At 51.0% G+C, this 26,646-nt stretch carries 36 protein-coding genes; 33 read left to right on the top strand and 3 right to left on the bottom strand.

Annotation, left to right across the window (positions count from 1 at the left end):
- Positions 1–3: 3 nt before the first annotated feature.
- The 31 genes from NST04_RS33710 (at position 4) to NST04_RS33560 (ending at position 22,954) form a co-directional block, all read left to right on the top strand.
- Positions 4–1,446: a phage portal protein gene (locus tag NST04_RS33710; RefSeq protein WP_341188172.1), complete on the top strand. Its 1,443-nt coding sequence runs from the start codon at positions 4–6 to the stop codon at positions 1,444–1,446.
- Positions 1,443–3,287 (top strand): minor capsid protein, encoded by a 1,845-nt coding sequence (locus NST04_RS33705; RefSeq protein WP_341188171.1) that lies wholly within the window; start codon positions 1,443–1,445, stop codon positions 3,285–3,287. The genes NST04_RS33710 and NST04_RS33705 overlap by 4 nt, the downstream gene beginning before the upstream one ends.
- 5 nt (positions 3,288–3,292) lie before the next feature.
- Positions 3,293–3,541, top strand: a complete 249-nt coding sequence (locus NST04_RS33700) for a hypothetical protein (RefSeq protein WP_341188170.1) — start codon at positions 3,293–3,295, stop codon at positions 3,539–3,541.
- Positions 3,542–3,664: 123 nt separating this feature from the next.
- Positions 3,665–4,282, top strand: coding sequence for a phage scaffolding protein (locus tag NST04_RS33695; RefSeq protein ID WP_341188169.1), 618 nt, complete (start codon positions 3,665–3,667; stop codon positions 4,280–4,282).
- A gap of 21 nt (positions 4,283–4,303) precedes the next feature.
- The gene (locus tag NST04_RS33690) at positions 4,304–4,636 is read left to right on the top strand and encodes a hypothetical protein (RefSeq protein WP_341188168.1); all 333 of its coding nucleotides are present in this window, start codon (positions 4,304–4,306) and stop codon (positions 4,634–4,636) included.
- Positions 4,637–4,660: 24 nt separating this feature from the next.
- Positions 4,661–5,680 (top strand): major capsid protein, encoded by a 1,020-nt coding sequence (locus NST04_RS33685; protein WP_341188167.1) that lies wholly within the window; start codon positions 4,661–4,663, stop codon positions 5,678–5,680.
- Between the two features lie 57 nt (positions 5,681–5,737).
- Positions 5,738–6,019: a hypothetical protein gene (locus NST04_RS33680; protein ID WP_341188166.1), complete on the top strand. Its 282-nt coding sequence runs from the start codon at positions 5,738–5,740 to the stop codon at positions 6,017–6,019.
- Positions 6,003–6,371 (top strand): hypothetical protein, encoded by a 369-nt coding sequence (locus NST04_RS33675; protein WP_341188165.1) that lies wholly within the window; start codon positions 6,003–6,005, stop codon positions 6,369–6,371. The genes NST04_RS33680 and NST04_RS33675 overlap by 17 nt, the downstream gene beginning before the upstream one ends.
- 1 nt (position 6,372) lies before the next feature.
- Positions 6,373–6,747 (top strand): hypothetical protein, encoded by a 375-nt coding sequence (locus NST04_RS33670; protein WP_341188164.1) that lies wholly within the window; start codon positions 6,373–6,375, stop codon positions 6,745–6,747.
- Positions 6,744–7,151, top strand: a complete 408-nt coding sequence (locus NST04_RS33665; RefSeq protein ID WP_341188163.1) for an HK97 gp10 family phage protein — start codon at positions 6,744–6,746, stop codon at positions 7,149–7,151. The genes NST04_RS33670 and NST04_RS33665 overlap by 4 nt, the downstream gene beginning before the upstream one ends.
- A gap of 2 nt (positions 7,152–7,153) precedes the next feature.
- Positions 7,154–7,576 carry a phage tail terminator family protein gene (locus NST04_RS33660; RefSeq protein WP_341188162.1) on the top strand — a complete coding sequence of 141 codons (423 nt, stop codon included), beginning with the start codon at positions 7,154–7,156 and terminating at the stop codon, positions 7,574–7,576.
- Positions 7,573–7,806 carry a hypothetical protein gene (locus NST04_RS33655; protein ID WP_341188161.1) on the top strand — a complete coding sequence of 78 codons (234 nt, stop codon included), beginning with the start codon at positions 7,573–7,575 and terminating at the stop codon, positions 7,804–7,806. Before NST04_RS33660 ends, NST04_RS33655 begins: the two co-directional genes overlap by 4 nt.
- Complete coding sequence (locus NST04_RS33650; RefSeq protein ID WP_341188160.1) at positions 7,807–9,123, top strand: phage tail sheath family protein; 1,317 nt, start codon at positions 7,807–7,809, stop codon at positions 9,121–9,123. It abuts the gene before it with no gap.
- Position 9,124: 1 nt separating this feature from the next.
- Positions 9,125–9,592 (top strand): phage tail tube protein, encoded by a 468-nt coding sequence (locus tag NST04_RS33645; protein WP_341188159.1) that lies wholly within the window; start codon positions 9,125–9,127, stop codon positions 9,590–9,592.
- Positions 9,593–9,612: 20 nt separating this feature from the next.
- Positions 9,613–10,035 carry a phage tail assembly chaperone gene (locus tag NST04_RS33640; protein WP_341188158.1) on the top strand — a complete coding sequence of 141 codons (423 nt, stop codon included), beginning with the start codon at positions 9,613–9,615 and terminating at the stop codon, positions 10,033–10,035.
- A gap of 232 nt (positions 10,036–10,267) precedes the next feature.
- Positions 10,268–10,663 carry a hypothetical protein gene (locus NST04_RS33635; RefSeq protein ID WP_341188157.1) on the top strand — a complete coding sequence of 132 codons (396 nt, stop codon included), beginning with the start codon at positions 10,268–10,270 and terminating at the stop codon, positions 10,661–10,663.
- Positions 10,664–10,725: 62 nt separating this feature from the next.
- Positions 10,726–13,416, top strand: a complete 2,691-nt coding sequence (locus tag NST04_RS33630; RefSeq protein ID WP_341188156.1) for a hypothetical protein — start codon at positions 10,726–10,728, stop codon at positions 13,414–13,416.
- Positions 13,416–14,171, top strand: coding sequence for a LysM peptidoglycan-binding domain-containing protein (locus tag NST04_RS33625; protein ID WP_341188155.1), 756 nt, complete (start codon positions 13,416–13,418; stop codon positions 14,169–14,171). The genes NST04_RS33630 and NST04_RS33625 overlap by 1 nt, the downstream gene beginning before the upstream one ends.
- 12 nt (positions 14,172–14,183) lie before the next feature.
- Complete coding sequence (locus NST04_RS33620; protein ID WP_341188154.1) at positions 14,184–15,149, top strand: XkdQ/YqbQ family protein; 966 nt, start codon at positions 14,184–14,186, stop codon at positions 15,147–15,149.
- Between the two features lie 5 nt (positions 15,150–15,154).
- Positions 15,155–15,493: a DUF2577 domain-containing protein gene (locus NST04_RS33615; protein ID WP_341188153.1), complete on the top strand. Its 339-nt coding sequence runs from the start codon at positions 15,155–15,157 to the stop codon at positions 15,491–15,493.
- Positions 15,490–15,891 carry a DUF2634 domain-containing protein gene (locus NST04_RS33610; RefSeq protein ID WP_341188152.1) on the top strand — a complete coding sequence of 134 codons (402 nt, stop codon included), beginning with the start codon at positions 15,490–15,492 and terminating at the stop codon, positions 15,889–15,891. The genes NST04_RS33615 and NST04_RS33610 overlap by 4 nt, the downstream gene beginning before the upstream one ends.
- A gap of 5 nt (positions 15,892–15,896) precedes the next feature.
- Positions 15,897–16,955 (top strand): baseplate J/gp47 family protein, encoded by a 1,059-nt coding sequence (locus NST04_RS33605; RefSeq protein ID WP_341188151.1) that lies wholly within the window; start codon positions 15,897–15,899, stop codon positions 16,953–16,955.
- 1 nt (position 16,956) lies between these two features.
- On the top strand, positions 16,957–17,370 hold the full coding sequence (locus tag NST04_RS33600) for a phosphoglucomutase (RefSeq protein WP_341188150.1): 414 nt from the start codon (positions 16,957–16,959) through the stop codon (positions 17,368–17,370).
- Between the two features lies 1 nt (position 17,371).
- Positions 17,372–18,394 carry a DUF2793 domain-containing protein gene (locus NST04_RS33595; RefSeq protein ID WP_341188149.1) on the top strand — a complete coding sequence of 341 codons (1,023 nt, stop codon included), beginning with the start codon at positions 17,372–17,374 and terminating at the stop codon, positions 18,392–18,394.
- Positions 18,395–18,406: 12 nt separating this feature from the next.
- Positions 18,407–19,006 (top strand): hyaluronate lyase N-terminal domain-containing protein, encoded by a 600-nt coding sequence (locus NST04_RS33590; protein WP_341188148.1) that lies wholly within the window; start codon positions 18,407–18,409, stop codon positions 19,004–19,006.
- A gap of 3 nt (positions 19,007–19,009) precedes the next feature.
- Complete coding sequence (locus tag NST04_RS33585) at positions 19,010–19,621, top strand: putative phage tail protein (RefSeq protein WP_341188147.1); 612 nt, start codon at positions 19,010–19,012, stop codon at positions 19,619–19,621.
- Between the two features lie 11 nt (positions 19,622–19,632).
- Positions 19,633–20,886, top strand: coding sequence for a hypothetical protein (locus tag NST04_RS33580; protein WP_341188146.1), 1,254 nt, complete (start codon positions 19,633–19,635; stop codon positions 20,884–20,886).
- Between the two features lie 103 nt (positions 20,887–20,989).
- Positions 20,990–21,295, top strand: coding sequence for a hypothetical protein (locus NST04_RS33575; protein WP_341188145.1), 306 nt, complete (start codon positions 20,990–20,992; stop codon positions 21,293–21,295).
- A 201-nt stretch (positions 21,296–21,496) separates the two neighbouring features.
- Positions 21,497–21,850, top strand: a complete 354-nt coding sequence (locus NST04_RS33570; RefSeq protein ID WP_341188144.1) for a hypothetical protein — start codon at positions 21,497–21,499, stop codon at positions 21,848–21,850.
- Positions 21,837–22,679, top strand: coding sequence for a M15 family metallopeptidase (locus tag NST04_RS33565; RefSeq protein WP_341188143.1), 843 nt, complete (start codon positions 21,837–21,839; stop codon positions 22,677–22,679). Before NST04_RS33570 ends, NST04_RS33565 begins: the two co-directional genes overlap by 14 nt.
- Complete coding sequence (locus NST04_RS33560; RefSeq protein WP_341188142.1) at positions 22,679–22,954, top strand: holin; 276 nt, start codon at positions 22,679–22,681, stop codon at positions 22,952–22,954. The genes NST04_RS33565 and NST04_RS33560 overlap by 1 nt, the downstream gene beginning before the upstream one ends.
- 38 nt (positions 22,955–22,992) lie before the next feature.
- Here NST04_RS33560 and NST04_RS33555 read toward each other — a convergent pair whose 3' ends face one another.
- Positions 22,993–24,687, bottom strand: coding sequence for an ORC-CDC6 family AAA ATPase (locus tag NST04_RS33555; protein ID WP_341188141.1), 1,695 nt, complete (start codon positions 24,685–24,687; stop codon positions 22,993–22,995).
- A gap of 216 nt (positions 24,688–24,903) precedes the next feature.
- On the opposite strand from NST04_RS33555, the gene NST04_RS33550 reads away from it, so the two are divergent.
- Entirely contained in the window at positions 24,904–25,299 is a 396-nt protein-coding gene (locus NST04_RS33550; protein ID WP_341188140.1) for a hypothetical protein, read from the top strand.
- A gap of 38 nt (positions 25,300–25,337) precedes the next feature.
- Here NST04_RS33550 and NST04_RS33545 read toward each other — a convergent pair whose 3' ends face one another.
- On the bottom strand, positions 25,338–25,565 hold the full coding sequence (locus NST04_RS33545) for a hypothetical protein (protein ID WP_341188139.1): 228 nt from the start codon (positions 25,563–25,565) through the stop codon (positions 25,338–25,340).
- Entirely contained in the window at positions 25,562–25,804 is a 243-nt protein-coding gene (locus NST04_RS33540) for a DUF7667 family protein (RefSeq protein WP_341188138.1), read from the bottom strand. Before NST04_RS33540 ends, NST04_RS33545 begins: the two co-directional genes overlap by 4 nt.
- A gap of 448 nt (positions 25,805–26,252) precedes the next feature.
- Here NST04_RS33540 and NST04_RS33535 point away from each other — a divergent pair, with 448 nt between their 5' ends.
- Entirely contained in the window at positions 26,253–26,471 is a 219-nt protein-coding gene (locus tag NST04_RS33535) for a helix-turn-helix domain-containing protein (RefSeq protein ID WP_341188137.1), read from the top strand.
- Positions 26,472–26,646 lie beyond the last annotated feature (175 nt).

Raw genomic sequence — 26,646 nt, 5'->3', positions numbered from 1 at the left:
CTGATGGAGACCCTACAGGAGATACTGGAGAACCTGGATGCCAATGCACCCATGACGCTGGAAGAGATCATTCAGGCCGAAGTCAGCGACTGGGAGCGGTCCGATGAGCGCAAGCAGATGCTGATTGGCAAACGCTACTACCGGCTTAAAAATGACATTCTTGATCAGCGCCGGAAAACGATTGATGCAGAGGGCAGGCTGGTCGCTGCGGATAATCTGGCGGATAACCGGATTCCACACGGGTTTGTTCGGAAGCTCGTGGATCAGAAGGCAGGCTACTTGCTTTCCAAGCCGCTCCTGCCAAAGACAGAGCTGCCGTCTTATCAGGATGAGCTGGAATTGTTCTTCGATGATGACTTTAAGCGCTTATTCAAGAATTTGGGCAAAGATGCCGTCAACTGCGGCAAGGCCTGGCTGCATCCGTATTATACCGAGACTGGCGAGCTGGCTTTCATGAAGCTGAATCCGGAGGAATGCTTGCCGATCTGGAAGGACGCAGCACATACAGAGCTGGCCGCTTTTATCCGGGCCTATGAGATTGAGGGCTATGTGGCCAAGAAAAAGCAGACCGTCAAGCGCGTGGAGTGGTGGGATCTGGACGGCTTGCGAATCTATGAGGAAGAGGCTGGCAAGCTGCGGCTGCTGGAACAGCGGAATCACCTTGCTGTAATTGAGGGCACCGGCGAAAAGGCACTCAACTGGGAGCGGGTGCCGTTTGTATGCTTCAAATACAATTCCGAGGAGCAACCGCTGATTGAGCTGATCAAGAAGCAGGTCGATGACTACGACAAGCAGAAATCCGCCAACAGCAACAACCTGGAGGATCTGCCGAACAGTATCTACGTGGTGAAGAATTACAGTGGCCAGGGCGGCGGTGAGTTCCGCGAGAACATTTCCCGCTTCCGTGTGGCATTTGTGGACGGGGACGGTGGAGTAGACACCATCAGCCTTGATCTGGATACGGAAGCCTATCGCAATCACATGGACATGACCCGCAAGGATATATTCGAGTTTGGACGCGGGGTCGATACTCAATCCGATAAATTTGCCAGCGCTCCCTCTGGAGTGGCCCTCCGATCCTTGTATCAGGATCTGGATCTGGATTGCAACGACTTGGAAAGTGAGCTTCAGTCAGGCCTTAAGCAGCTGTTGTGGTTCATCGACACGCACCTGGCTGCCATGGGCAAGGATTATTCAGAGGAACCGGTGACCTTCATCTTTAACCGGGATGTGTTGATTAACGAGTCCGAGGCCATCACAGACGCCAGTAACAGCACCGGGGTGATCTCCAGGGAGACGATTGTGGCCAACCATCCATGGGTCACCGACACCAAGGAGGAATTGAAGCGGATTGAGGCAGAGGAGCAGGCGACGCTGGATAAGATGGACGATTACGGCCTGCCCTCCAATAATCCTAAGCCACCGGAAGAAGTTGATCCCAAATGAAGTCAGCAGCCTACTGGACCGGGAGAATGGAACAGCTGAATGAATCCCTGCTGAATAAGGGCGTCCCTTTTACGAAGGCAATGCAGAAGGAGTTCCGGAAGGCGCAGATAGCCATTCAGACAGACGTCAATAACTTCTATCAGCGATTTGCTGATAATAACGGCCTGGTCAGTCTGTCCGAGGCGAAGCGGGTTCTAAAAGCCGGCGAACTGAAGGAATTCAAATGGAGCGTCGAGGATTACATTGCCCGAGGCAAAGAGAACGCCATCGACCAGCGCTGGATGAAGGAGTTGGAGAATGCCAGTATTCGGGTGCGTGTGACCCGGCTGGAGTCGATCCAACTGCAGATGAGGCAGCACATTGAGGAAATGTCTGCGAAGCGCCTGACTGGAACCACGGGGCTGCTGGGCAACGTCTACAAGGATGGATATTATCGCAGCATCTTTGAGCTGGAGAAGGGGATCGGCATAGGAGCTTCCTTCGCCAAGATGGACAAGCGGCAGCTTGAAGCCATTCTATCCGCTCCTTGGGCACCAGACGGCAGTAATTTCAGCAGCCGGATCTGGGCGGATCGGGTCCGGCTGAACGGAGAGCTGCGGAACATCTTTACGCAGGGGCTGATCAGCGGGAAGACCTCCAAGCAGATGATCAAGCAGCTGCAGGACCGGCTGGGCGTATCGTACCGGGCTGCGGAGCGGCTGATCCTGACGGAGTCCGCTTACTTTGCGGGCCAGGCCAGCCTTGCCGGTTTCCGGGAGTTGGGCGTGGAGCAGTACCGTTACACCGCAACGCTGGACAAACGAACCTCCCCGACCTGCCGGGACCTGGATGGCAAGGTGTTTGATGTCTCGGATGCCCAGCCGGGCGTCAACTTCCCGCCAATGCACGTGTACTGCCGCTCTACAACGATCCCGCACTACGATGATAATATCAAGGAGCGGGTGGCCAGGGACGATGACGGCAAGACATACAAGGTGCCGGAGGACATCGATTATCCCGAGTGGGAGAAGAAGTATGCTCCTGAAGCGGCCGAATCGGTTACAGCGGAAACGCCGGACAGGAAGCAGCCAGAGACGCCGCTGCCTACGATTATGATGCCAGGCGGGCCGGATAAGGGTGTACCGATTCCAAAGGATCAAGCACCTGATGTGCCAGTTCCTGCTATTCCTGCTCCGACCAGTATTCCATTGCCTAAAACGCCTGATATTCCAGTACCCGCAAAATCTGCATATACCCCAGAGCCGGAGAAATGGTATGATGAAACCGGAAAGACCGCCCCACCGCTGATTAATCTCAGTAAGATGGATCTGCCCAAGCTGCAGCCGGACATTCCGCGCAAGCTGGGTAATATTGATTTGTCCAAGCCGGAGCTGGTCCGTGAATACGTGAAGGATGCAGAACAGGTAATTCGTAAGGCGCCTGAAGAACACGCTGTCATACTTACAGAAAAGGGCGAAGTTCTTCATATGAAGGGCGAGAAGGCAGCCGTCGATATTACGAAACTCAAGCCCGAGCAGCTCAAAGGAAGTATCGTTACCCACAACCACCCTTCAAATGATGGAGAATTGGGCGGGTCATTCAGTAGCGATGATGTGCACGCCTTTATCAGGCATGGCATTAAACAGCTGAGAGCTGTAGATTTGGGTAACCTCTATGTAATGGGTCGAACAGCACCTATTCAACTCAGTGAAGCAGAGATCGATTCTTTGCTTAATCAGGCCTCTAAAGCTTATCTGGATCAACTTACCATCGAGCAGGCCATTCACGGGTACGACGATAAGCATTTAACTATGGAACAGTTGGTTTTGCTGTTGGAGGGATTAATTTATACCAAGGAGTGATCTTCTTGATATCCAAGGAGGAAAACCGTCAGGAAATTGAAACGCTTCTTGCTCCTCAACGTGAACGGTTAGGAGAGCGATTCGATGATTTTGTAAATGAGATTAACGAGGTCAACTACGAATACATGATAAAAAAGGATCAGCTGCCAAAGTATCCGGTAGGCGTCCTGGATGCGAATTCGGTTGAACAGCGGCGCCTGGCCCGTGAAGAAGGAATGAAGTGGGTATTGATTAAGCAAAAATATGGTGTCTGAAGCACTCTCCAAAACATGGAGGTGCTTTTTTCATGCCGTCTTTTTGGTATTGCAGACGTTAAAGAACAAGACATCACCGGACGCGACCGGGTAAAAAGCGAAGATGAAACGGAGGAATCCTGAATGAATAAAGAACAGTTTATTGCGATTGGATTGACAGAGGATCAGGCGACAAAGGCAGCGGCTGCTTCAGCGGACGAACTGAAGGGTTTTGTTCCCAAGGCCCGGTTCGATGAGGTAAACGAGGCGAAGAAGCAGGCTGAGCAAGACCGCGACAAAGCATCTGGTCAGCTAGAAGAGGTAAAGAAGTCTGCCGGTGATAACCAGGCGCTGAAGGACCAGATCACGAAGCTGCAGGACGAAAATAAGACGGTTAAGACGGACTATGAAGCCAAGGTGAAGGATCTGCAGCTGACCACGGCGCTCAAGCTGGCGCTGGCCGGTGAGGCGCACGACCCGGATATCGTTGCTGGACTCCTGGACAAGACCAAGATTGAACTGGACGACAGCGGAGCCGTCAAGGGCGGGCTGGACGACCAAGTGAAGGCCCTGCGCGAGAGCAAGGGCTTTTTGTTTGCGGAAAAACAGCAAGCCAAAGGGCCGACCTTCAAGGGCTTCAAGTCGCCTGATGGCAAGGATCAATCTAAAGGTGAAGGCGGAGCCAGTGTTGCCGCAGACTTCGCCAAGGCGGCCAATGAATCAGGCAAAGCGCCGGCTGCCGCTAATAACCCATGGGGTTAAATCAGAGAGGAGAGAAAACGAATGGTATACGTTAAAAATTACGATAAGGCCGAGGATATTAACTTCCTGGCAAGTGCGAAATACGTCAGCTACACCTATCAGATCAGTGACGCGGGGGTAACCGCGAATGCGCAAGGCCGTAAGATCGTCAAAGCCGGCACGCCTTACCCGGCGAATGATGCCACGGCCGTTGGTATCGTGTTCACGGATACGGATGTAACCGAAGGCCCGCAGCCGGGCGCAGTGCTGGTGGATGCCTGGATTCTGGAAGCCCGTTTGCCGATGGCTCTGGCTGCTGCAGCCAAGACGTCCCTGGCGGCCAAGTCGGATATCAAATTCAAACAAAGCGTATAATCGCGCGGAAGGAGCTTATCAATTATGGCAAATGTATTAGAGTTGTTCAGCCAGCCCGAGATTCTGAATTATCTGGGCAATCGGCAGTACCCGGCATTGCTGGGTGAAACCTTGTTCCCGGAGGTTAAGCGGGATTCTTTGGAGTTTGATCAGATCAAAGGCGCGGGTATGGTTCCCGTTATTGCCAGTGTACATGCGTTTGATACTGAAGCTGAGATTGACAGCCGCGAGGGTTCCAAGCAAGCGATGGAGCTGGCGCTGATCAAACGGAAACGCCAAATGAAGGAGAAAGACATCATTGCCTTGGAGAATCCACGTACATCTGCAGAACAGCAGTACCTCATGAAGCAGGTGTATAACGATGTGGATGCTCTGACGGCAGGCGTTCGTGCCCGAGTGGAGCTTATGCGGATGGAAGCTGCCTCTAATGGTACGGTGACGCTGAACGAGAATGGTCTGAACCTGACACTGGATTACAAGGTGCCAGCGAACCACAAACAAGTCTTGTCCGGATCTGATTTGTGGAGCGATCCCGACAGTGATCCCATCACGCAATTGATGGACTGGTATGCCACCATGGGGACGAAGCCTAAGCGCGCATTGACTTCTGCCGCTGCACTGGCCGCTCTGCTCCGGAATCCGAAAGTGATTGGGGCTTTATTTGGCAATAATTCCGCACGTGTAGCTACGCGCACCGATCTGAACGCCTTCATGACCCAGCTTGAACTTCCTACCATCGCCACCTATGAAGAAGTGTACAAGAAACAGAAGGCCGATGGTACGTATGAGCAGCTTCGCTACTTCCCGCAGAATAAATTCGTAATGTTGCCGGCTGGTCCGCTGGGTGAAACCATCTACGGCCCAACAGCCGAGGAGATCCGCCTGGCCCGTGATCCGCAGATCGACACCAGCAAAGTAGGCAACGTGCTGGCTATGGTGTACGAAGACGGCAAGGACCCGGTAAGCACCTGGACCAAGGCCGTAGCCACGGCGCTGCCATCGTTCCCAGCAGCTGATGAAGTCTTCCAGGCAACAGTACTTTAATTATGGGGCGGTTCGCCGCCCTTAAGGAAAATTTTCCTGAGCAGAGGAGGAAACATTGTGAAAGTGGAAGTCAAGGAAATACCAATTCGGCATAATGGCCAACTCTACCAACAGGGAGAGTCCTTCAGCGTGACCGAGAAGGAATTCCCCCGGTTAGAGCAGTACGTCACCTTCCTGGAAGATGAAACGCCTGAGGTGGTACCGGTTGCTGAAATGAAGCTACCGGAGCTGAAAGCCTATGCCAAGGAAAATAGCATTGATCTGGGCGAAGCGTCCAAGCGGGAGGATGTGCTGGCTTTGATCCTGAAAGCAGGTGAGGCTGGTGGAGGAGCATCTTAAATATCTGCCGAAGCTCAAGGTGTTGCTGGGCATCCCGATTGAGAGCGTGACGAAGGACTTCCAGCTCACGTTTGCTCTGGAGTCTATCGTTCAGGCTATTAAGACCTTTTGCAATATTGCTTCAATTCCGCGAGAGCTTGACACGGTGGTGCTGCAGATCGCGGAGGACTTCTATCGGGCTAAGTACCCGACAGAGTTTGAGCAAACGGCACCGGTGGTGACTAGCATCAAGCGCGGGGATGTGACTACAGCGTTCGGCGGGAGCAAGGCGGTAGTTACCGTAGGCTCTGGAGCTGCATTCGTCCGGAACTACGAGGCCCAGCTGGTCGCCTTCCGCAGGATGAGGTGGTAATATGCCTAGCTTTGGGAATATCCCCGCCGAGCGGGCAGCCATAGAGAGCACCTATGAAGGGTTGTGTGCCGTTTTCGAGATGCAGAATGTCAAAGACTCGGTAACGGGCAAGACGCGGCAGCAGCCCGTTCCTGTTCTGATTGACGAACCGTGCGCTCTGTCACAGTCCTCTTTGCCCGCAGCCACTCAGACGGTGACGGCAGATCAGATCAATTATGACGCCAAGCTATTCATCTCCCCGGATGTGGTCGTCAAGCCCGGCAGCCGGATAACGGTGTTGCAGAACGGCATGGAGTTTAAGGGAGAACAAGCGGGTAAGCCGTTCCGGTATGCGACCCATCAGGAAATCAAACTGAGAGAAGTGAAGAACGCATGAGCGGGCTGGGAAGCTTCGATTTTTCCGATGCCAAGAAGCTGCAGAAGAACCTCCAGCGGATGCAGAAGGAGTTCCCGGCCTTTATGGAGGAGTGCATCCGGGAGTTGGCTGGACGGCTGCTGGCTAAGGCGATAGCCCGGACACCGGTGCGGACCGGAGACCTGCGGCGAGGGTGGCAGATTGGCCAGGTGGTCCGGCTTCCCGGCGGCGGGGTCCATGTGGAGATCGTCAATAACGTGGAGTATGCACTGTATGTGGAGTATGGCCATGTCACGCGGCTGCGCACCGGCTGGGTCAATGGGAAGTTTATGCTGACCTTATCCGAGGAAGAGTTGGAGCGGGAGCTGCCGGGCATCATGGAGAAGAAGCTCAAAAAATACATTGAGAAGCATATGGGGCGGTGAGTATGCAGGATATCAAGAACGCACTCATCAAGAGGCTGTCGTTATTTCTGCCGGAACTGCCGGTATATGACGAATCCGTGGAGCAGGGCATGCAGCAGCCGTGCTTTTTTGTGCTGCTAATGGAGTCCAGCCAGGTGAGGGAGGTTAACCGGCGTTATAAGCGGTTCCACCCCTTTGATGTTCATTACTTCCCGGATCGAGCCGCCGCCGCTCCGCGTGAAGACTGTGAGCTGATGGCGGAGCGGTTGTATTCAGAGATTGAGTACATCAGGGGCGCTGAGGGCGGGTACCGGGGGACAGGAATGCGTCATGAGATCGTGGACGGGGTGCTGCATTTCTTCGTTCAATACAATTTCCATATCCTTCGGGAGCGGGAACCGGAAATTAAAATGCAGACAATGACTGAAAGGAGCGGGATTAAGTGAAGGAAGGCAACGGAAAGCAGCTTGCAGATGTGAAGGCGACAAGCACACAGAGCGCCCCAGTAGTAGAGGAGACACAGGGAACATTTGTGAAAGAGCAGTTCCTGGCATCAGCCAAGTACTCGCACCAGGACAAGGATGTGCTGGGCGCGCTGTTGGAGGATGGCCGGCTGTATACAGCCTCAGAAGCGCAGCAGGTTATTGAGGATTTTAAAAACAAGGAGGCGGAATAGATGGCCGGAGGAACATGGACACTTCAAAACAAAGTCAGACCGGGCGTATATATCAATGTCGAATCATCCGGCGGTACGCTGGGCGCAGCTGGTAGCCGGGGCGTAACGGCAATTGCGCTGTCGCTCCCCTGGGGCGCGGCAAAGGTGATTACGCCGATTGTAGCCGGCGAGGACACACTGACCCGGCTGGGCTATGACCTGACCGCGCCGGAGCTGCTGTTGGTCCGGGAAGCGCTGAAGCGGGCACAGACCGTGCTGCTGTACAAGCTCAACGAGGGCACTAAGGCAGCGGTGACCGCTGGCGCACTGACGGCCACGGCCAAGCATGGCGGCCTGCGGGGCAACGCCCTGACGGTGGTGGTGCAGACCAACCTAGACGATAGCACCAAGTTTGATGTCAAGACACTGCTGGACGGTGCTGTGGTGGATACTCAGGTGGTCAGCAACATTGCGGGGCTGGTGGCTAATGACTGGGTGACTTGGAGCGGTTCGGGCGCCCTGACAGCTTCAGCCGGTGCACCTCTGATCGGCGGGGCCAATGGCACTGTAACGAACGCCGACCATACGGCCTTCCTGGCTGCACTGGAGCTGTTCGACTTCCAGACCGTGGCGCTTCCGGCTACGGACAACGCCCTGAAGGCCGTATATGCTGCCTTCATCCGCAGGCTACGGGAGAATGAAGGCAAGAAGGTGCAGGCCGTGATGGAGAATTATCCTGCCGCAGACAGCGAAGGCGTGATCAGCGTCCGTAACGGCGTGGTCCTGTCAGACGGCACGATCTTGACGGCGGTGCAGGCTACTGCATGGGTAGCGGGAGCAACCGCTGGTGCAGAGATGAATGAGTCACTGACCTATGCGGCCTATGACGATGCGGTGGATGTGGCACCGCGCTTCACCAATAGCCAGATCGAGGCGGCATTGAATGCGGGAGAGTTCATCTTCACTCCATCCGGCAACCGTGCTGTTGTGGAGCAGGATATCAATACTTTCCTGTCCTTCTCGCCATCGAAGAATAAGTCGTTCCACAAAAACCGGGTGATCCGTGTCTTGGACGGCATCGCCAACGACCTGAAGCGGATCTTCGAGACGTCATACATCGGCAAGGTGTCCAACAACACCGACGGCCGGGCACTGTTCCGGAAGGAAATTGTTGTGTATTTGACGGCCTTACAGGAAATTGATGCCATCCAGAATTTTGATTCGCAGGCGGATATTACTGTATTGCCGGGGATCGATTCAGACGCCATCTATGTCGAGGCGAATATCCAGCCGGTGGATTCTATCGAAAAAATATACATGAAAGTGAGAGTGGTCTGATATGGCATTTTTGAAAGCCAGTGATACAATCTCCGGGCAAGAAGGCCGGGCTTACGCCACGATTAACGGCCAGGTCGAGGAAATGTTCTATATCAAGACACTAGAGGCCTCCGTGGAGAAAGAGAAGGCAGATGTGAAGACGCTGGGCCGCCGGGGGACGCAGCACAAGGCCATCGGCTGGAATGGTACCGGCAGTATGACGATCTATTATGTGACCAGCCGATTCCGCCAGTTGATGCTGGATTACATGAGTTCCGGTAAAGATACGGATTTTGATGTGACCATTACGAATGAGGACCCCAACTCTACGATTGGCCTACAGACGATCACACTGCTGGGCGTCAATCTGGACAGTGTGGTTATGGTCTCTTTGGACACTGAGTCAGATGCCCTAGAAGAAGATATCGATTTTACCTTCGAGGGCGTTGATATGGGCCAAGCGTTTGCTGCACCCGCAAGTCAAAACTAAATTTCAGGAGGAAACATAGAATGAGTGAATTTTCAGCATTTTTTGCACAGACGGCTGCCATCGAGACTACAGAGGATTTTGTGGTATCGAAGCGCTTCAAGGATAAAGAGGGCAAAGCCATCCCCTGGAAACTGCGCAGCATCACTGAGGATGAGAACCAGGAGCTGCGGAAAGCCGCCATGAAGAAGGTAAAGGGTCGTAATGGTGTGTATACCCCTGAATTTGATTCCAATGAATATCTTGCCAAGATGGTCGGCGCTTCAGTGGTTTACCCCAACCTAAAGGACGCCGAGTTGCAGAAGTCCTACGGGGTTCGAGGGGCAGAAGCACTACTACGCAAGATGCTACTGCCTGGCGAGTTTACGGCCCTGATGGAGCATGTCAATGCGCTGAATGGGTATGACCAAGACATGAATGAACTGGTGGATGAAGTAAAAAACTAATTAACGAGGGCGATGGTGAGGCGAATTTTGCCTACTACGCCCTCCATGAACTGCATATAATGCCGCATGAGCTGATGGCCCTGAGCCTTCGGGAGCGTGCAGCAATCTATGGCATGATCTCCGTCCGGATCGACAAGGAGAAAAAGGATCAGCCGAAAGCTCGCAAAAAATGATAGACCCTCCCTTCCCTTATTTGGTATATTGTTTGTAAATATTACCTATGGGGGCTAAAATGAAAAAGTTTTGGAGTGGTTTATTAATCGTTTGTCTGCTGCTGGTCTTCTCGGGGTGTTCATCGTCTAATGAAACCGATGACTTGACCATGGATAAGTTTATCGAAGCTTTCAATAACTCTGGGGAAGATATCAGTAGTGGTATGTCTTCGGATGAGAAAGATTTTGTAGACAAAGAGAAAAAGCCTATGTATCAGATGATTGGAGCGAAGGATGGAGTTATCTTCGATATAGGTAAGGATGTTGTTAAATTATATGAATATGAGTCTAATGCAAAAATTAAAAAAGCCGTCAAAAGTTTCGATCCATTAATGGAGGATTGGCCTATTAGAGGGAAATTCATATTAGAAACGCACAACGAAAAAGCCATTGAAATATTTAATAACGTTAAATAACCTACGGCACAGAGGCATCCCATGACGGGGTGCTTTTTTCATGCGTGGAAAGGAGGGAAGCCATGGCTTCGATTGAAGCGAGTATTAAGCTGTATGAGGACTTCACCCAGCGTTTAGCCACCATGAACAGCGCAATGAATGCAACCATTGCCATTATGGAGCGGCTCCGAACACAGATGCAGATGGCAGTAGGTTTGCATATTGAAGTTGGCAACGCCCTGGCAGAGCTTCAACGGATCAAGGAGCTGCTTACAGCGCTGGGGCCGGGCAACGCCATTCAATTGTCCGTTAACTCGGAGCAGGTGCTGCAGCAGCTCCGCACCGTGCGGCAGCAAATCGGCTCGGAATTTGGGGCGGCGGTGTTGGAGGTCCGATTGGCCGCCTCTGACTTCGCGGCTCAATTAACGACTATCCAGTCCTCCCTACCTTCGGTGCAACTCTCGGTAGTGTTGGATACGGCTGGTGCAGTGCAATCAGCTTCCGCTGCTCGGGAAGAGATTCAACGCGGACTGGGCACGATTACGGCTGCGCTGAGGTTGGAAGTCCCTGATATGACTGCGCAGCTTTCAGCTCTTCGGGCAGCGGTGCCGCCTATTCAAGTTATGGTCACCCTTAATGCCGGAGCTGCTCTATCTGCTGCTTCCCTTCTGGGCGTGCAATTGCAAACCCGGATCGGCACGATTACCGCTGAGGTAAAATTGGAGTTGCCGGATGCATCCGCAGTAAGGTCGCAGCTCCAAGCCTTAATTCATGGCATGGGAAGCCATACGGCTGCGATTCGGATCAGCGTAAATCTGGATACTGCTCACGCATTGCATCAGGCTTCACTTCTGCGGGCGCAGCTTGAAGCGCGAATCGGCACCATTACAGCGACACTCAATTTGACGTTACCAGCTACTCTTGACACGCTGCTTCAGACCTTGATTCGGACAGTGGATAAATTACGTATACTGGTCAATCGGTTGCTGGGGAGTGGTGGTGGACCTGGCGGCGGAGGAGGTGGTGGATCTGGAGGCCGTGGCGGCGGAGGAGGTGGTGGTCTCGGGTTAGGCAATATACTTGCAGGGGTTGGCGGTGTCATGGGGGCCAAAGCTCTCGGCACGGCGATGCTTGGCGGGGCAATGGAGCAGCAGAAGATGGTGGACATGTTTGTTGCCCGGACCGGAAATGCTGAGATCGGTACTGCCATGTTTGATAAATTTAAGGCTGATGCCTTAGCTGCGGGGCAGGATGTCAATAAGTCGCTGCAGAGCACGCTGTCATTCTTTTCAGCCACACAGAATACCGATCAACTGGAAAAGCTGAATAATTTCGCGCTCCGGATGAATGCATTTGACTCTGCGGGGAATGGGATTGAGGGTGCAGCATTTGCATTAAAAGAGGCCATGAGCGGAGATATTGTATCTCTGGCAGAACGTTTTAACATGTCGAAGTCAGATATTCGTGGTTTCAAAATTGATGAACTCGGTAAAGCCGGGGATATGGACGGCTTTATCAAGGCATTCGATAAGTTGCTTGAGAAACAGAAAATGGGCCAGGCAGCCTTTGATAAAATGATGGCCAGCCCGGCGAAGCAGATGGAGACCCTTGGCAACAATGTACGTTCTATGTTCGCGGATGCTGGGGCAGACGCAATGAAATCCCTAACCCCGCTTATCAGCCGTCTGAATGCTGCTTTCCAAGCAGGCAAGTTTCAACCGTTCTTTGACGCCTTAAGTATGGGCCTGGATTATGTTGTTCAGGGCGTCATGAAGCTGGTGGACTGGATCACTGTGGTTTATACGTATTTCTCGGAGAACTGGTCGTGGATTGAGCCAATTATTTCAGGGGTGGGAGCGACTGTACTATCCCTGGTCGCTGCGCTAAAGCTGGTGTCCATTGCACAGGCGGCGGTAAATGCCGTGATGAAGGCCAATCCTTATGTACTGATTGCTACTTTAATCATCGGCCTTATAGTCTACTTCTATCGGTTGTGGAAAACGAATGACGAATTCGCCGCCGCGATGATGCGGGCCTGGAATGTGATTCTTGGATTCTTTGATAAAGTCCCATTATTTTTTATGCGAATCGGTTATGGTATCGCAGATGCATTCAGCTATGCCAAAATCGCCTCCCTTCAGATATTGGAAGATTTGGCGAATGGTGCCGTTGATAGAGTTAATGACTTAATCCGAACACTTAGAGAAATACCTGGAGTAAGTATTGGTTTCGTAGATCGCGTTGAATTCGCCGCCAGCGAAGCCGCCAAGGAAGAAGCAGCCCGTCAATCCCGAGATGCGGCACTCGCAGTAAAAGAGGCAGCCATCGATGACAAGGCAGCAGCTCGCGAAGAGAAAGTACAAAAATTCCTTCAGGACCGGGAAGACAAACGGGCCGCCGCTGAGAAAAAGGCGAAGGAGGAGGAAGCGAAGGACAAGGATAAAGGGAAGCCTTACAACTTCGATGATTGGAACAAACGCGCTGATGCTGCTCGGTCACCTGTAGGTGGAGATGACAAAGACAAAGACAAACTGAAGAAGGTCGATAAAGTCGGCAAGGTTGAAAAGCCAATCGACATATCCAAAGAGGATTTGAAGATTATGCGCGATGTGGCCGAGATGAAGAATATCCAGAACTTTGTGACGCTGACACCAACGGTGCAGGTGAAGACGGGGCCGGTGACGAATCAAGCCAATTTGGACTCCATTGTCACCAAGATCACGAAGAAGTTAAATGAGGAGATTGCTTCAACGGCGAAGGGGGTGTATTCCTGATGCCTAAGGTGTTCAAAGTGCCTAAAGTGCATAATGCGCCTGTAGCCCCTAATGTGCCAAAAGGCTACAGCATTGAACTGAGCTTTAACAACCGCGCTGTCTGGTTTGAGATTCCCGTTCTTCCGGAAGAAATTGAGATTTCCGGCGAAGGGGACGGGGAGACGTATTCCATCACTGATCTGGGCCAGATCAATGTCATCAAGGCCCCCGTTCTTAAAACGATTCAGTTCGAGAGTTTCTTCCCGGCAATCCCCCCCGGTGGTACGGTGCCAAGCTATGTCTCCTCCGCAAATTGGGGGCAGCCGGCTGATTACATCCAATTGATTGAAGACTGGATGAATAAGCGCAAGCCGATTCGCTTTATTTTTACGTCTCTGAGTCTCAAGATCAACATAGCCGCCAGTATTGAGATATTTAATTACAAGGAAATGGCTGGCAGACCAGGTGACTTTGAGTATGAATTGGAGCTGAAGGAGTATGTCTTTTACGCTGCCAAGAAGGTGACGCTGAAGACAACACCAACAGCCAGCGCGACCGGCACCAAGACCACGGCCAAGAAGGAACCAGCCAAGCGGGCAGACGAGCGGGCTAAGCCGAAGACGGCTACTGTGAAGGCTGGCGACACGCTCATGAAGATCGCCAAGCGGGAGCTGGGGGATGGCGGGTGGTGGAAAGAGATCCAAAAACTGAACGGCCTCACGGACGCGCAGCTCAAGACGCTGAAGATCGGCTCCGTTCTGAAGCTCCCGGGGTGATGAGGTGATGACATGGAACTTCTGATTGATAATAAGGATGGCAAGGTGTGGGACGTCTCAGCCATAGTATCTGAAATCACCTGGAACACCTATCGGATCGGCAAGCCGGCTTCCTTGGAATTTACGATCATCGACCGGGGAATCTACCAGGACAAGGGCTTTAAGATTAATAATGGCGATGTGGTCAGGTATACGGACGAAGGGCAAAAGGTCTTCTATGGGTACATTTTCAAAATAGATGATGGCCGTGAAGAGGAGATCGAGATCCTGGCCTATGACCAAATCCGGTACCTGATGAACAGCGGAACCTATGTTTTTACGAAGCTGACAGCCACGAAGATCATCCAGAAGATTGCTGCGGATATGCAGTTAAAAACAGGGGTGCTGGAGGACAGTGCTTATGTGATCCCTTCGCAGATCGGAGACGGCAAGCCGTTTATTGACATGATCTGTATGGCGATGGATCAGACGCTCATCAATTACGGCACCAATTTCGTATTCTTCGACGACTTTGGCAGCTTGAGCCTCCGAAATATTTCCGGCATGCGCTTCCCCTTTGTGATCGGTGACGACAGCCTTATGACTGATTACTCTTATAAACGCAGCATAGACGATGAGACCTATAATCAGATTGTTTTGTATAAGGATAATAAGGAGACGGGCAAGCGCGAGACGTACGTCACCAAGGACAGCAACTCTATAAAAAAATGGGGTTTGCTGCAGCTCTATGAGTCTGTGGATGAGAAACTGAACCCGGCTCAGATTACAGAGCAAATGGCACAACTCTTATTTCTGCGAAACCGGGAATCCCGATCACTGTCTATTGAAGCCCTGGGAGACTACCGGCTGCGTGCTGGTTGTTACGTCAATCTCTATATCAAAAAAATGAGTATCAATAAATTTTTCCTGGTCGAGACCTGTACCCACAAGAAGTCGGACGGGGTACATACGATGGACCTGGAACTAAGGCTGGTGTGACTATTATGCTGGAAGCGATCAAGCAGGCCGCATTAGGCGCGATGGACGCGGCGGGGCCGGTCATTGTGCAATTAGGATCTGTAACGCAAATTAATCCTCTCAAGGTGATGGTCGATAATCGGCTGGAACTGACAGAGGATTTTTTCATACTTCCGGAATCCCTGACCAAGCTGGAACTGGACCTGAAGCATACCCATGCTATTACTGGATCAGGATTAACCCAGGAGGCGTTGAAAGATAAAATCATCCTACGCAAGGGGCTGGCTGCAGGCGACAAGCTGTTGCTGCTCCGTATGCAGGGCGGCCAGCGTTACGTCATTATGGACCGGGTGGTGTCGTCATGATCCCACAATCAGATGAAATTGTTCTGAATGAAGATATGGAGGAAGCGCCCCAGCCCAGCCTGACCTATAAGCTGGATATGAATAACGGACGGATTGGGACGGTAGCGGTGGACGGGCTGGAGGCAGTGAAACAGGCCGTCTTTAAGATTCTATCCACCATTCGCTTTGAGCATCTGATCTACAGTCCGGACTACGGCAATGAGGCTGATGTGGGCGGGGTACGGGGGCGGGCCGTCTTCGAGACGGAGATCGAGCGATGGGTGAGAGAAGCGCTGCTGCAGGATGATCGGATCATATCCGTTACACAGTTCCGTTTCACCTATGAGCTGGACACGGCCCTGGTGCAGTTTGTGGTCGAAAGCGACTACGGTAATTATACAGATGGACTGGAGGTGTAGCAGCAGTGTACGAGGGCCAAACGTATGAAACGATTTTGCAGCGGATGCTGGAGCGCGTACCGGACAGCCTGGACAAGCGGGAGGGCAGTATTATTTATGACGCGTTGGCTCCGGCTGCCATCGAGCTGGCACAGCTGTATATGGAGCTGGACATTAATATTAATCTTATCTTTGCGGATACCTCCTCCGGGGATTATCTGGATCTGGCCATTGCCTGGTCCGGTGTCGTCCGCAAGCCTGCGACCCAGGCGCAGCTCAGGGGCTTGTTCTATAACAGTGCCAATGCCCTGATGGACATTCCCGTTAATAGCCGGTTCGCCATTGATACGATTACGTACAAGGCAGCTGAGCGGCTGTCGCTGGGCGAGTACCGGATGGTCGCGGAGACACCGGGCGCTGCGGCCAACGGGGTGTTTGGCACACTCATGCCTATTGATTATATCAATAATCTGGCACGAGCAGAGCTGACAGAGCTGCTGGTGCCAGGCACCGGCCGAGAGACGGATGAAGCGCTGCGGCAACGGTATCGGGATGCAGTGCGGCGGCCGGCGACCAGCGGCAACAAGTACCACTATATCGAATGGGCGCTGCAGATTCCCGGCGTGGGCGGTGTCCGGGTGTTCCCGTTGTGGGATGGCCCGAAGACGGTCAAGGTAGTGATCGTAGACGCTGAAAAGCTGCCTGCCTCTGCTGTCCTGGTGCAGCAGGTCCAGGACTTTATTGACCCGATACCTGGGCGCGGCGAAGGGCAGGCACCGATCGGGGCTGTGGTCACGGTGGCGGCTGCCGTTGGTTTCATACTGGATATTCACGCCACGGTCACGCTGGCCGCAGGCTACACTCTGCAAGGCGTCACCAATACATTTCGGGAGCGGCTGGCAGCTTGGCGGAAGTCCGCAGCCTTTGAAGCGACTTATGTCAGCCAGGCCATTATCGGCGCGCTACTGCTCGGGACCGATGGGGTGCTGGACTATACGGAGCTGCTACTTAACGGCGACAGCGGTAACCTTTCACTGAACGATGAACAGGTCCCGGTGATCGGCGCCGTGGAATTGGAGGTGTGATATGGCATATCCTGAGTCGGTAGATCAATTTTCCGATAAGCTGAATAAAAGCCCAACCGACAAACCGTATGTCGTAGAAGAGCACATTCTCCTGCCTACCGGTAGTTATGATGGGGACCTGCAACACGACAACATCAATAATCAGACGATCCGGGTGTATACCGGCTCGCGCTTCACCGGCGACGAGGTGACCAACTGGACGCTGTCCGTTCCAGGAGCTACCCCATGGCGCCGGTCGATCAAGATTTATTCCAGCGCTCCTGAAGTGTTTGTCACTTATGAGACGCCGGGGGATACCGTAGAGGCTGACGACATTAATGCCGTGCAGCACGCGATTATGGCCACACAGTCCGAGGTGGAACGGTATAAGGCCAGCGGGCAGATAGACGGCGGATCATTTACGAGAGAGGTGTAACATGGCACAAACTATTCAGATTAAACGGGGTTCGCGGGCAGAGCTCACCACTTACGGGGCGCTAAAGGCCGGGGAGATGGGCTTCTGTACCGACACGAAAGAAATTTACATCGGAGACGGCACCTCTAATTCCATGGTGGGCCGGGCGCTGTCCGGTCCGGAAGCTTCGCGTCCTGCGGCTGCCTCAGTGGGCCGACTCTATTACGTCACAAGCGGGACCAATGTGGGCTATTTGTACTTTGACAGTGGCTCTACATGGGTCCGAGTCAATGTGCTTTCTCTGGCGGATCTCACCGGTTCGATAGATAACGTTGCCGATGGAACCACGTATGCCAAGGTGCTTAAGGCGGACATCACCGCAGGACATCCCAATAAGGTATCGGATGGCACGAATACGAAGACAGCAGCGGAGATTGCAACCCACATTAACGATGCTGCCAAGCATCGGCTGATCAACGATACCGGTGCGGCCATTACAGATCTATGGTCGGCGCAGAAAATCAAAAATGAGATTGAGTTGGCCAAACATAATATCGAACCACAGGCTTCGGTCAAGGATCAGAATCTTACGGCCCCGCCTGCAAGCCCGGTGGAAGCGGACCGCTATATTATCCCTGCCGGGGCTACCGGTGCATGGGCGGGGAAAACGAATCAGATTGCGGAGTATACCTCTGGAGCCTGGGCCTATTATGTTCCGGCTGTCGGCTGGACGGCGTATGTGGATGATGAGCAGAAGATATATAGCTGGAATGGGACCGCATGGGTACGCACCGGCGGGGCGCTGCAGACCATCACGGCAGGGAACGGCTTAACCGGCGGCGGGCAGGCGGATAGTGTAACCCTCACGGTTGGAGCTGGCAACGGAATTACGGTAGGCGCAACAAGCGTAGCAGCAAAGCCGGGCAAGGGCATCCTGGTCAATACGACAGGCATCGAGGTCAATATAGACGGTTCGAGCATCGTCTACGATGCGGCCAATGGTAACCAACTCACGGTCAGCACCATAGACGGCGGAACATTTTAGGAGGCTGAAGCTATGGCGAGAAAAGCATTAATACAGATCCGTCGCGGGCTGGAAAGCGCCATCGGCACGCTGGCTGCGGGGGAGCTGGGATATTGCACGGATACCAGTAAACTTTATATTGGATCAACAACAGGTAATGTGCTGCTAGTGGCTGCACAGACTGCAGGTGATATGCTCAAAAGCATCTACGACACGAACAATGACGGTAAGGTGGATTTTGCAGCCGTGGCCGACAGCGTTCCATGGTCGGGGGTGGCGGGGAAGCCCGCTGCTCTGCCTGCTGCTGGAGGATCTGCGGATGCTATAAACATGTTAGATACTCGAGCGGTAGCGGACAAACCGAGTGATCTTCAATCCAAAAAATTGACAGGTGCATTTAAAGCATTGACTGCTGCGGGCAACCCCCCGGTTTCCGCTTCGGGGATGTATGTATATGTGCTGAATGTGGCGGGATGGTCTTCAAACGAACCCTCCGGGGGCTGGCCGGTGCAGATTGCCATAGGCGGAAATGGATTAGCCTTCAGACAAGGCGTGAGTGCGGAAGCCTGGGGGAGCTGGACAGCCCTTGCCAAGCAAGGCGCGTTAACCTGGAACCAGCTTAAGGGGGTGTAAGCTTTGTCCTACGGAAAATACCATTATGGAACATTGCTCTTCGCTGCCGAACCAGAAGATACCGAGCCGCAGCCGGAGGATGGCCTGGACCTCATGCAGTATTTGCCGGACTATTACCGGGGCGTCAAAGAGATGGAGAGCCTGCAGGATACGCTGGGCCGGGAGATTCTTGCGCTGCGCTCTGGTGCAGCTGTGGTCTTGGCTCAGGCATACGTGGAGACAGCGACGCAGAGCCTGGGCCGCTGGGAGGCGGAGCTGGGGCTAAGTACTGACCCTTCCAAGTCCTCAGAGAGCCGCCGGGAGATCATCAAGGCCAAGCGGCGCGGCGCGGGGACGACAACACCGCAGATGATTGAACGGGTCGCTTCGGCCTTCACTGGCGGTGAGGTGGCGGTGGAAGAGGTACCGGGCGAATATCGGTTCATTGTCCGATTCGTCGGCACGCTGGGCATACCGCCAAATATGGCGGGCCTGATTCAGATCCTGGAAGAGATTAAGCCAGCACATCTGGACTATGAGTTTACGTACACGTTCACATTCTGGGACTCTCTGAAGTCCCTCACCTGGAGCGCAGCGAACAGCAAGACTTGGAATGAACTAAGAGTATATGGATAGGAGTGGGAGCAATGAAAACAACGGGTAACTTGGGGCTGAAGAAGCCCGAGGGAACGGACATTGTAGATATCAACGATCTGAACGGAAATATGGATATCCTGGACACCGCCGTCAAGGCCGCGCAGGACCATGCAGCAGATACGGTAAAGCATATCACCACTGCGGAGCGTACGGCATGGAATGCCAAGGCGTCTACGACAGTTGCAACGACAGCCGCAGCCGGGTTAATGGCCGCAGCTGACAAAGTATTGTCAACTAACCTAAGCAGCTTACCTACTACTACGGGGACAGCTACGGCCTACCTTGCTGAAATATCTGCTGGGTCTACGTTAGTTGCAGGGTTGCGGTTTTCTTTCAAAGCACACGTTGCTAGCGGTACTAACCCTACAATCAACCCTAACGCACTGGGCGCGAAGGCGGTTAAAAACCCTGACGGGACTGCCGCCTCGTTTGCTCTGAACGGAGTGTATACAGTAGTGTACGACGGAACGGCTTTTCAGTTACAGGGTAAAGGAGGTGGTATAGACTTAAACGGAACAAATGCAGTCCCTGCACAAGTACTGGTCGGCAAGACTTTCCTCAGCTCAAATAGCGCAGGAATACAGACGGGAACGATGCAGAATTATGACGGAATGTCACAGGCTGGGGTGCTGGCGAATCCGGGCGTTGGCGCTGCTTATGCTACGATTCCTAGTGCTGGTTTCTATGGTACTACTTCTGAAATAGGATTGTATGATGCCGATTTTGTTTCTCAGAATATTAAGAGCGGTGTTAACATTTTTGGTGTGACGGGAACGTATTCTGGCAGCGGCGGAACTTACATTACCGAATCATTCCAGGACGCATATGGATCGTTTGAGTTCCGAGATGATTATACTTTGGGATTTAAAATTGAACTATATACGACAAGAAATTTTATGGGTCGTCTTCGAAGTTGCAGCATTGCCTCTAAACCCGATTTGATGAACAATATAACCTGTGATAATTTTTTAATGAAATTCGGCGGGGCTGTTTCCGACAACTCCATTCCTTCATACCTTGACTTTATTGGGCCGGGGGATAATAACTTTATCTTGACTAGAGAAAGTCCACATACGTCCATAGGCACAAGTGATTATGACGGAACCATAACCATGAATATATCGCGTTACGATTTCGAGCCAGATAGAATAACAATTCACTTCCAGTACAACATTTATTCAGAGGCGAATTTCCAATATAATGGTTATCCGGTATTTGACGTTGTTCTAGGTGGTCTATTTTAATTCCAATCGCCCTGGTCTAATGTTCATCAGCGCCATTAGGCGTTTTTATTTTGCCCTCGGATCCCCGGGGGCTATTTGAATTTAGGGAGAGGGGAGCGGGGGAATGGATAATACTAATGTTTCAAATCTTGAAAAGCTGCTGCCGCTCGCAGACAAATACGGACTAGCCTACATCGTGTCGTTGGTACTGGTCTTTATAGTCTTCGGCTTTATCCGGGACATCCGGCGCGGAAGGTGGGTGCCTCGTGAGTTATTGGATAAAGCAGAAGAAGACCGGGACCGGCTGCAGGGTATCCTGGACAAAGAGCGTTCCGATTTCATGGCGCCGACGCTTGAAGTACTACAGCGATTGAAAATAGATCATGCCGCAAGTAACAATGCTGGCAGTGATGAGGACAGGAGTGGGTAAACGTGTTGAGTAGACTATTCAAACGATTATCCCAGCATAAAGAGAGAGAGAACGAGCTGGCGCGGGCATCCCGCAGGGTATCATTTTCGATTTCCCGATACAAGAATGTATCCAAAGAAATACAGCAGGAAATCGAGAACAATGGTTTCGCAGAATTTTTAATTTATGATCGGGGTGTTAATAATGGGGGGCACTGATATCTTGCTGTTAATTGCATATGGTATTTCATTCATTTGTGCGCTGCTGCTTATAGCCGCGCTTTTTTTGTACTTCCGCAAGAGATTCCGGGCGCGGGTGGTCAGCCTGTTCATGCTGGCGGCATTCTTCTTTCTCGGAGCGTATACCGTGAAGATGGCCGTAGCGTTCTGGATTCGCTTCACTTCGGCTTCAGGAGGCGCTGCAGTCTACGCGACGCTTAAGTCCACCGCCTGGGCCGTGGCGCAGGTCGGAACAACTGCGGGGCTGCTGGTGCTAACAGTGCTGATGTATTCCAAAGGACAGGACATCTTTGTGTCCTTGCCACGGAAGGGGAAGAAACACGATGCTGACGCTTGATCAGGTAAAGCTTAAGTCCATGCCGCGTATGTCCGGCCTGCACCCGGTCCTGGTAGCCGCTACCGTGGTACTCATAGAGCGATGCTATGCCCGGGGTGTACCGATCATCATCACTCAGGGGCTGCGGACTATCGCGGAGCAGGACGCGCTATATGCGCAGGGCCGCACGAAGCCGGGCAGCATCGTCACCAATGCCCGGGGCGGCTATAGCTATCACAATTACGGATTAGCCGTAGATTTTGCACTACTGCTGCCGGATGGCTCTAGCGTTTCCTGGGATATGACAAGGGACGGAGACAAGGACGCTGTAGCTGATTGGGCGGAGGTAGTCCAGGAGGCTAAGGCGCTAGGGTTCGAGTCAGGCGGGGACTGGACGAGCTTCAAAGACTACCCACATCTGCAAATGACCTTCGGGCTATCGCTTGCTGATCTGCGGGCAGGCCGGAAGCCAACAGGCGTGCAGATGGATGCAGCATACGCCAGAATCGATAAATTACAAGGGGAGGCGGACGAATTGTCCAAAGAAGATGTAAAGCGCATTTCTGACCTTGAGATTCAATATAAGGCCATCATGATGGGGCTTGAATCATTGGTCCACAGCAGGGATGTATTGAAGGAACAGGCACTGCAGCAGGCAGGAGATATTAAAGACCTGAAGGATAAAGCATCTATGCTTCAACCGCCAGCGTGGGCGCGCCCGGCCATCGACGCAGCGGTTAAGGCGGGGCTGCTCGACACTCCTGCAGGCGGCAGCTATGACTTTTACCGGACGTTGACCGTCCTTCACCGTGCGGGCCTGCTGATTACGATTCATGAGGGGGCGAAGTGATGCAGAATGATGTTCTGAATAATGTGCTCGCCTTCGCATCTGTGATAGCTGTTTTTGTGCTGGCAGCGGTTGAAGGGATCAAACGTAGTGTAAATGTGCGACGCAATGCGCTGCCGGCTGCCGGACTTGCGGTAGGCCTGCTGATCGGCTGGGTAGCTTATCCGTTCACAGACTTGGAGCTGGTGCTGCGGCTTTGGTCCGGGGCACTGGCCGGTCTGTCGGCAACCGGTCTATTCGAGTTAGTGTCCAGGGGACGGGGGAATAAAGGGAAGTAATTAAAATACCACTGGCTTAAATGGGCCAGTGGTATTTTTTAAGCTGATATTGTTGCTTTCTTAAAACAATGATTGCATAAGCCTTGTTTCAAATATGCTGGGCTTTTGGTATCGACAGGCTCTCCGCAGTCTTCATGAGGACATTTAAAAGCTTCGCCGACCTGTAGAAGGAACTCATCAAAAAATTTTTCTTCAAGTGAAACCCTTCTGATATCCCTAAAATTATCAATTGTATTAATATCTGAAAGTAAACTGGAGTCTAACTCAGATTGATTTATGTTGATACTAGTGTAACAACCATAATCTAATGAGTATACATTATAAGATACTCCGCTATTATCTTGATGAGAATACCCATTTTTACGAAGATGTATCACTCGTAGATCTATGAGTGTAGCTAAGTATTCGTTTCCACTATGTTTTTCGGGAATTAGAAAATGTGTTTTCTTTTTTTTGAGTACAATTTCATTAACGATTTTTTGAAGTAATTGCTTAGGGTATAAATGATTATCAACTTGATCTTTTTTATCAGTTTTGTACCAGTCAACCGTTGCTTCACGGACATGTTTTACCCCAATGCGTTTGTTTGACGAAGAAGTATTAATAATAAATTGATCATAAGAGTTAATGAATAAACTGATAAAGTCTCTAGGAATACCTGCTGATGCTATTAAAATTTCTCTCAAGGCAATATTAGCGAAAAATTGATTTATTATTCCATTGTTACTCTTATTACCTGCTGTATCATCAAAGATATCTTTATCAATATGTGATAAGTGTTGAAATAAGAGTTCATTAAAAAAGTCGCGAGTTTGCTGTTTGTTAATTTCAAATACAAAACGATTATCTAAACTGTATCCAAAAACGTCCCCTCCCTCTTCTAAGCCGATAAATTTAGAATCGGTTTTGAAACCAAGGCGTGAACGTATAGGAATGGCGGCAATTTTTAAGGAATACTTTCCTGCGATAAAGCTCCTTTTAAGTAACTCAGCTAGATACGGCTGAGATTCCCCAGGGATTTCGGCCCATTCATCCAATAATATTACTATTCTACGCAGCCCAAATTCAAACGGTATTTCATCTAAGATTTTTGTTATATCAGAAAAAGAAATGAATCGCGTTTTTTGGAAATCTTGCGATTCTCTTTGTTCATATTCTTTTGATAAATTTGCTTCTGGAGTTTTATTTATAGCCAAAGAACCAGATATCTTTCTCATTTCCTCTTGGGAAAGGGAAAAATCACTAATTTTCTTATATTCGTGACCGTCAAACTCGTAATTGAATTTGGAAAGTATTTCTTCTATTTTTTTCAGTTTTGAAGACTTCATTTTATTATCGCCATCCCACTCATTTAGGTCGAAAATAAAATTAATATTCTCCATTACTTGGTCGATGATAGATTGAGCAATGAACTTGAAAACTAAACTAGCAAACTCAAGTGAGTCATTATTGCTAATTAAAGGAAGTATTTTTCTCAGATCTATGTATACCGGGAATCTCCTTTCCTCTTTAAAACTCTGAATTAATTTTTCTCTAAAAGCAAAAAGAAGATGTGTTTTTCCGATTCCCCGTCTTCCATATATAGCCTGATTTTTAATGTTATCAATACTTGCAAGTGTTTCTTTACCTACATATAAATCTAAAGAATTGTCTTCAATGAATTCGGCTCTAATGTTGTCAGAGAGGTTTTTGATAGCCGTTTTAACTTGTTGATCATTAATATCTGTAGGCATTGAAATAACACCATCCTATTTTTTATAGATTAGTCTACATTTATTGTAGTAAAATGTAGTATTTTTACTATGATAAATATAGCATGAAATGAATGGTATTCATGCTAATCTTAAATTAATCCGGAAGCACCGGTTAGCCTCTGCCAATGCAGGGGCTTTTTTCTTGTTGTATAAAGAACAAATGTTCGCATATACTGGAGGCAGGAGGCGATTATGATGAGCACGAATGCCGGCAGCAAAATGATTACGCCTGAAGAGAGGGAGATGGTGCGCGACCTTATTCTGCTTCCCTATCTGGACACTATGGTGGCCAAGAGTCTCAAGGAGATTGAACTGTCCGGCAATGTCCTTAATAGAGCATATTTGACGGCTGGCCGTTACATCCAAAAGTGTATCATCCAGGAGTCCTACCAGCTGCGCCAGGAGCTGAAGCGGCGGAACATCAAGGTGGTGGAGGATACTCAAGAGGATTTTGTCACTTACAATATGATCTTTTACCGCGGTTACCAGGAAAGATTCGGACTGACCCGGGATGCCATGCGGACGGAAATCAGCCTGCGCCTTACCAGGTACACGGCGGAGCTGGGCGAGGCGTTACGCAGTCAATTATAAAAGCCCCTGTCAGCCATAACGGCCAGCAGGGGTTATGCCTATACTTCAAACTCTTCCCACCCTGGCGTCAGCGGCTCCTCTGGCAGCTCTTCCAAGGCTCCCGGCTCCAGGATCACCAGCACCGGCTCTGCAATGTCCACTAACGCCCCGATCTGCTTCGGCCCGCCCTCAAATGTTCCGATGGCTAACACTTTGCCGGTCTTGCCTTTATGGAATCCCTCTGTGATCTGCACCGACAGCCCCGGCCGTAACTCCTCTAGTCTCATAAGGTCGGTGCCCTTCCGGTCAGGCGCAGGGCTTCCTCTCGGTGGCCTATCTCCTTAAACCAATTGTCGTCCCCTGTACGCACTGCCAAATTAGTCAGCTGCCGCAGCATAAGGGTGTCCCAGCAGTACCGGGCATTGATCTGTAAGCATTGCCACAATTCCAAGCCTTCAGGGTCTGTAAGCCCTCTGGCTTTATGCAGGTGATACAGCTCCGCGAGTCTGACCTGAGCTGGCAGCATTACCACTTCACCAGCAATATAACAATGTTCACAATGCTTATAGCCAGGGCGGCATAGGTCATAACGCATGTTGCTTTTTGTTTGAATGTCATGATTTTATCACTCCTCAGTAGTGTGATATAATCGAGAAGAAAGGCGCCCTTGTATTTCATCCCCTACGCCTTAGCCCCTTTCGGGGCCAAGGTTTCGGGCTTTCCTACTTGACCAGCAGGATGATGAGGGTGAGTATCGAGTTGATCAAGACGATGATGGCCGTCACAGTCTTGATTGTTTCTAATTGATACTCTCTACGCCTTTCTTTTCTCGTTTTATCCATTTCGTTCACCTCCTTTCTTATCTTTATTATATACGATAATCGTACAAGTGTCAACGAATTTCGTATATGATTTATTCGATAATCGTTGATTAATTTACGAAAATTGCGTATATTAATAGTTGAGGTGAGGATATGTTAAAACTCAAATTGGACAAGCTATTATATGAAAAGAGATTGAATGCAAATCAGCTATCAAAAATGACAGGAATAAGATATCCAACCATCTCAGATATGGCTGACAATAAATCAAAAGCATGGTCGCCGGAAAATCTCAATAAGATTATGGTGGCCTTGGACCTGGAAGACATTTCTGAATTAATTGAATATGAAAAAGAGCCGCCACAGGAGTGATCCCAGGCGGCTTTTCTATTGGTGGCAAATTGGGGGCAGAATGCTTTTTGAAGTGCCCAAATTGACCATAAACCGCTCAAAACAAAAATGAAAAGACCCTTATAAATCAAGGGTCTAGGCAATTGACAGTCATCTACAGTAGGCAAAGCAGTTCCCGCATACGGTGCATGTGGAG

Source organism: Paenibacillus sp. FSL H7-0756 (assembly GCF_038006765.1).
GTDB lineage: Bacteria > Bacillota > Bacilli > Paenibacillales > Paenibacillaceae > Paenibacillus_AQ.
The sequence above is the reverse complement of the archived record's forward strand: the minus strand, read 5'-3'. Positions and strand labels throughout refer to the sequence as shown.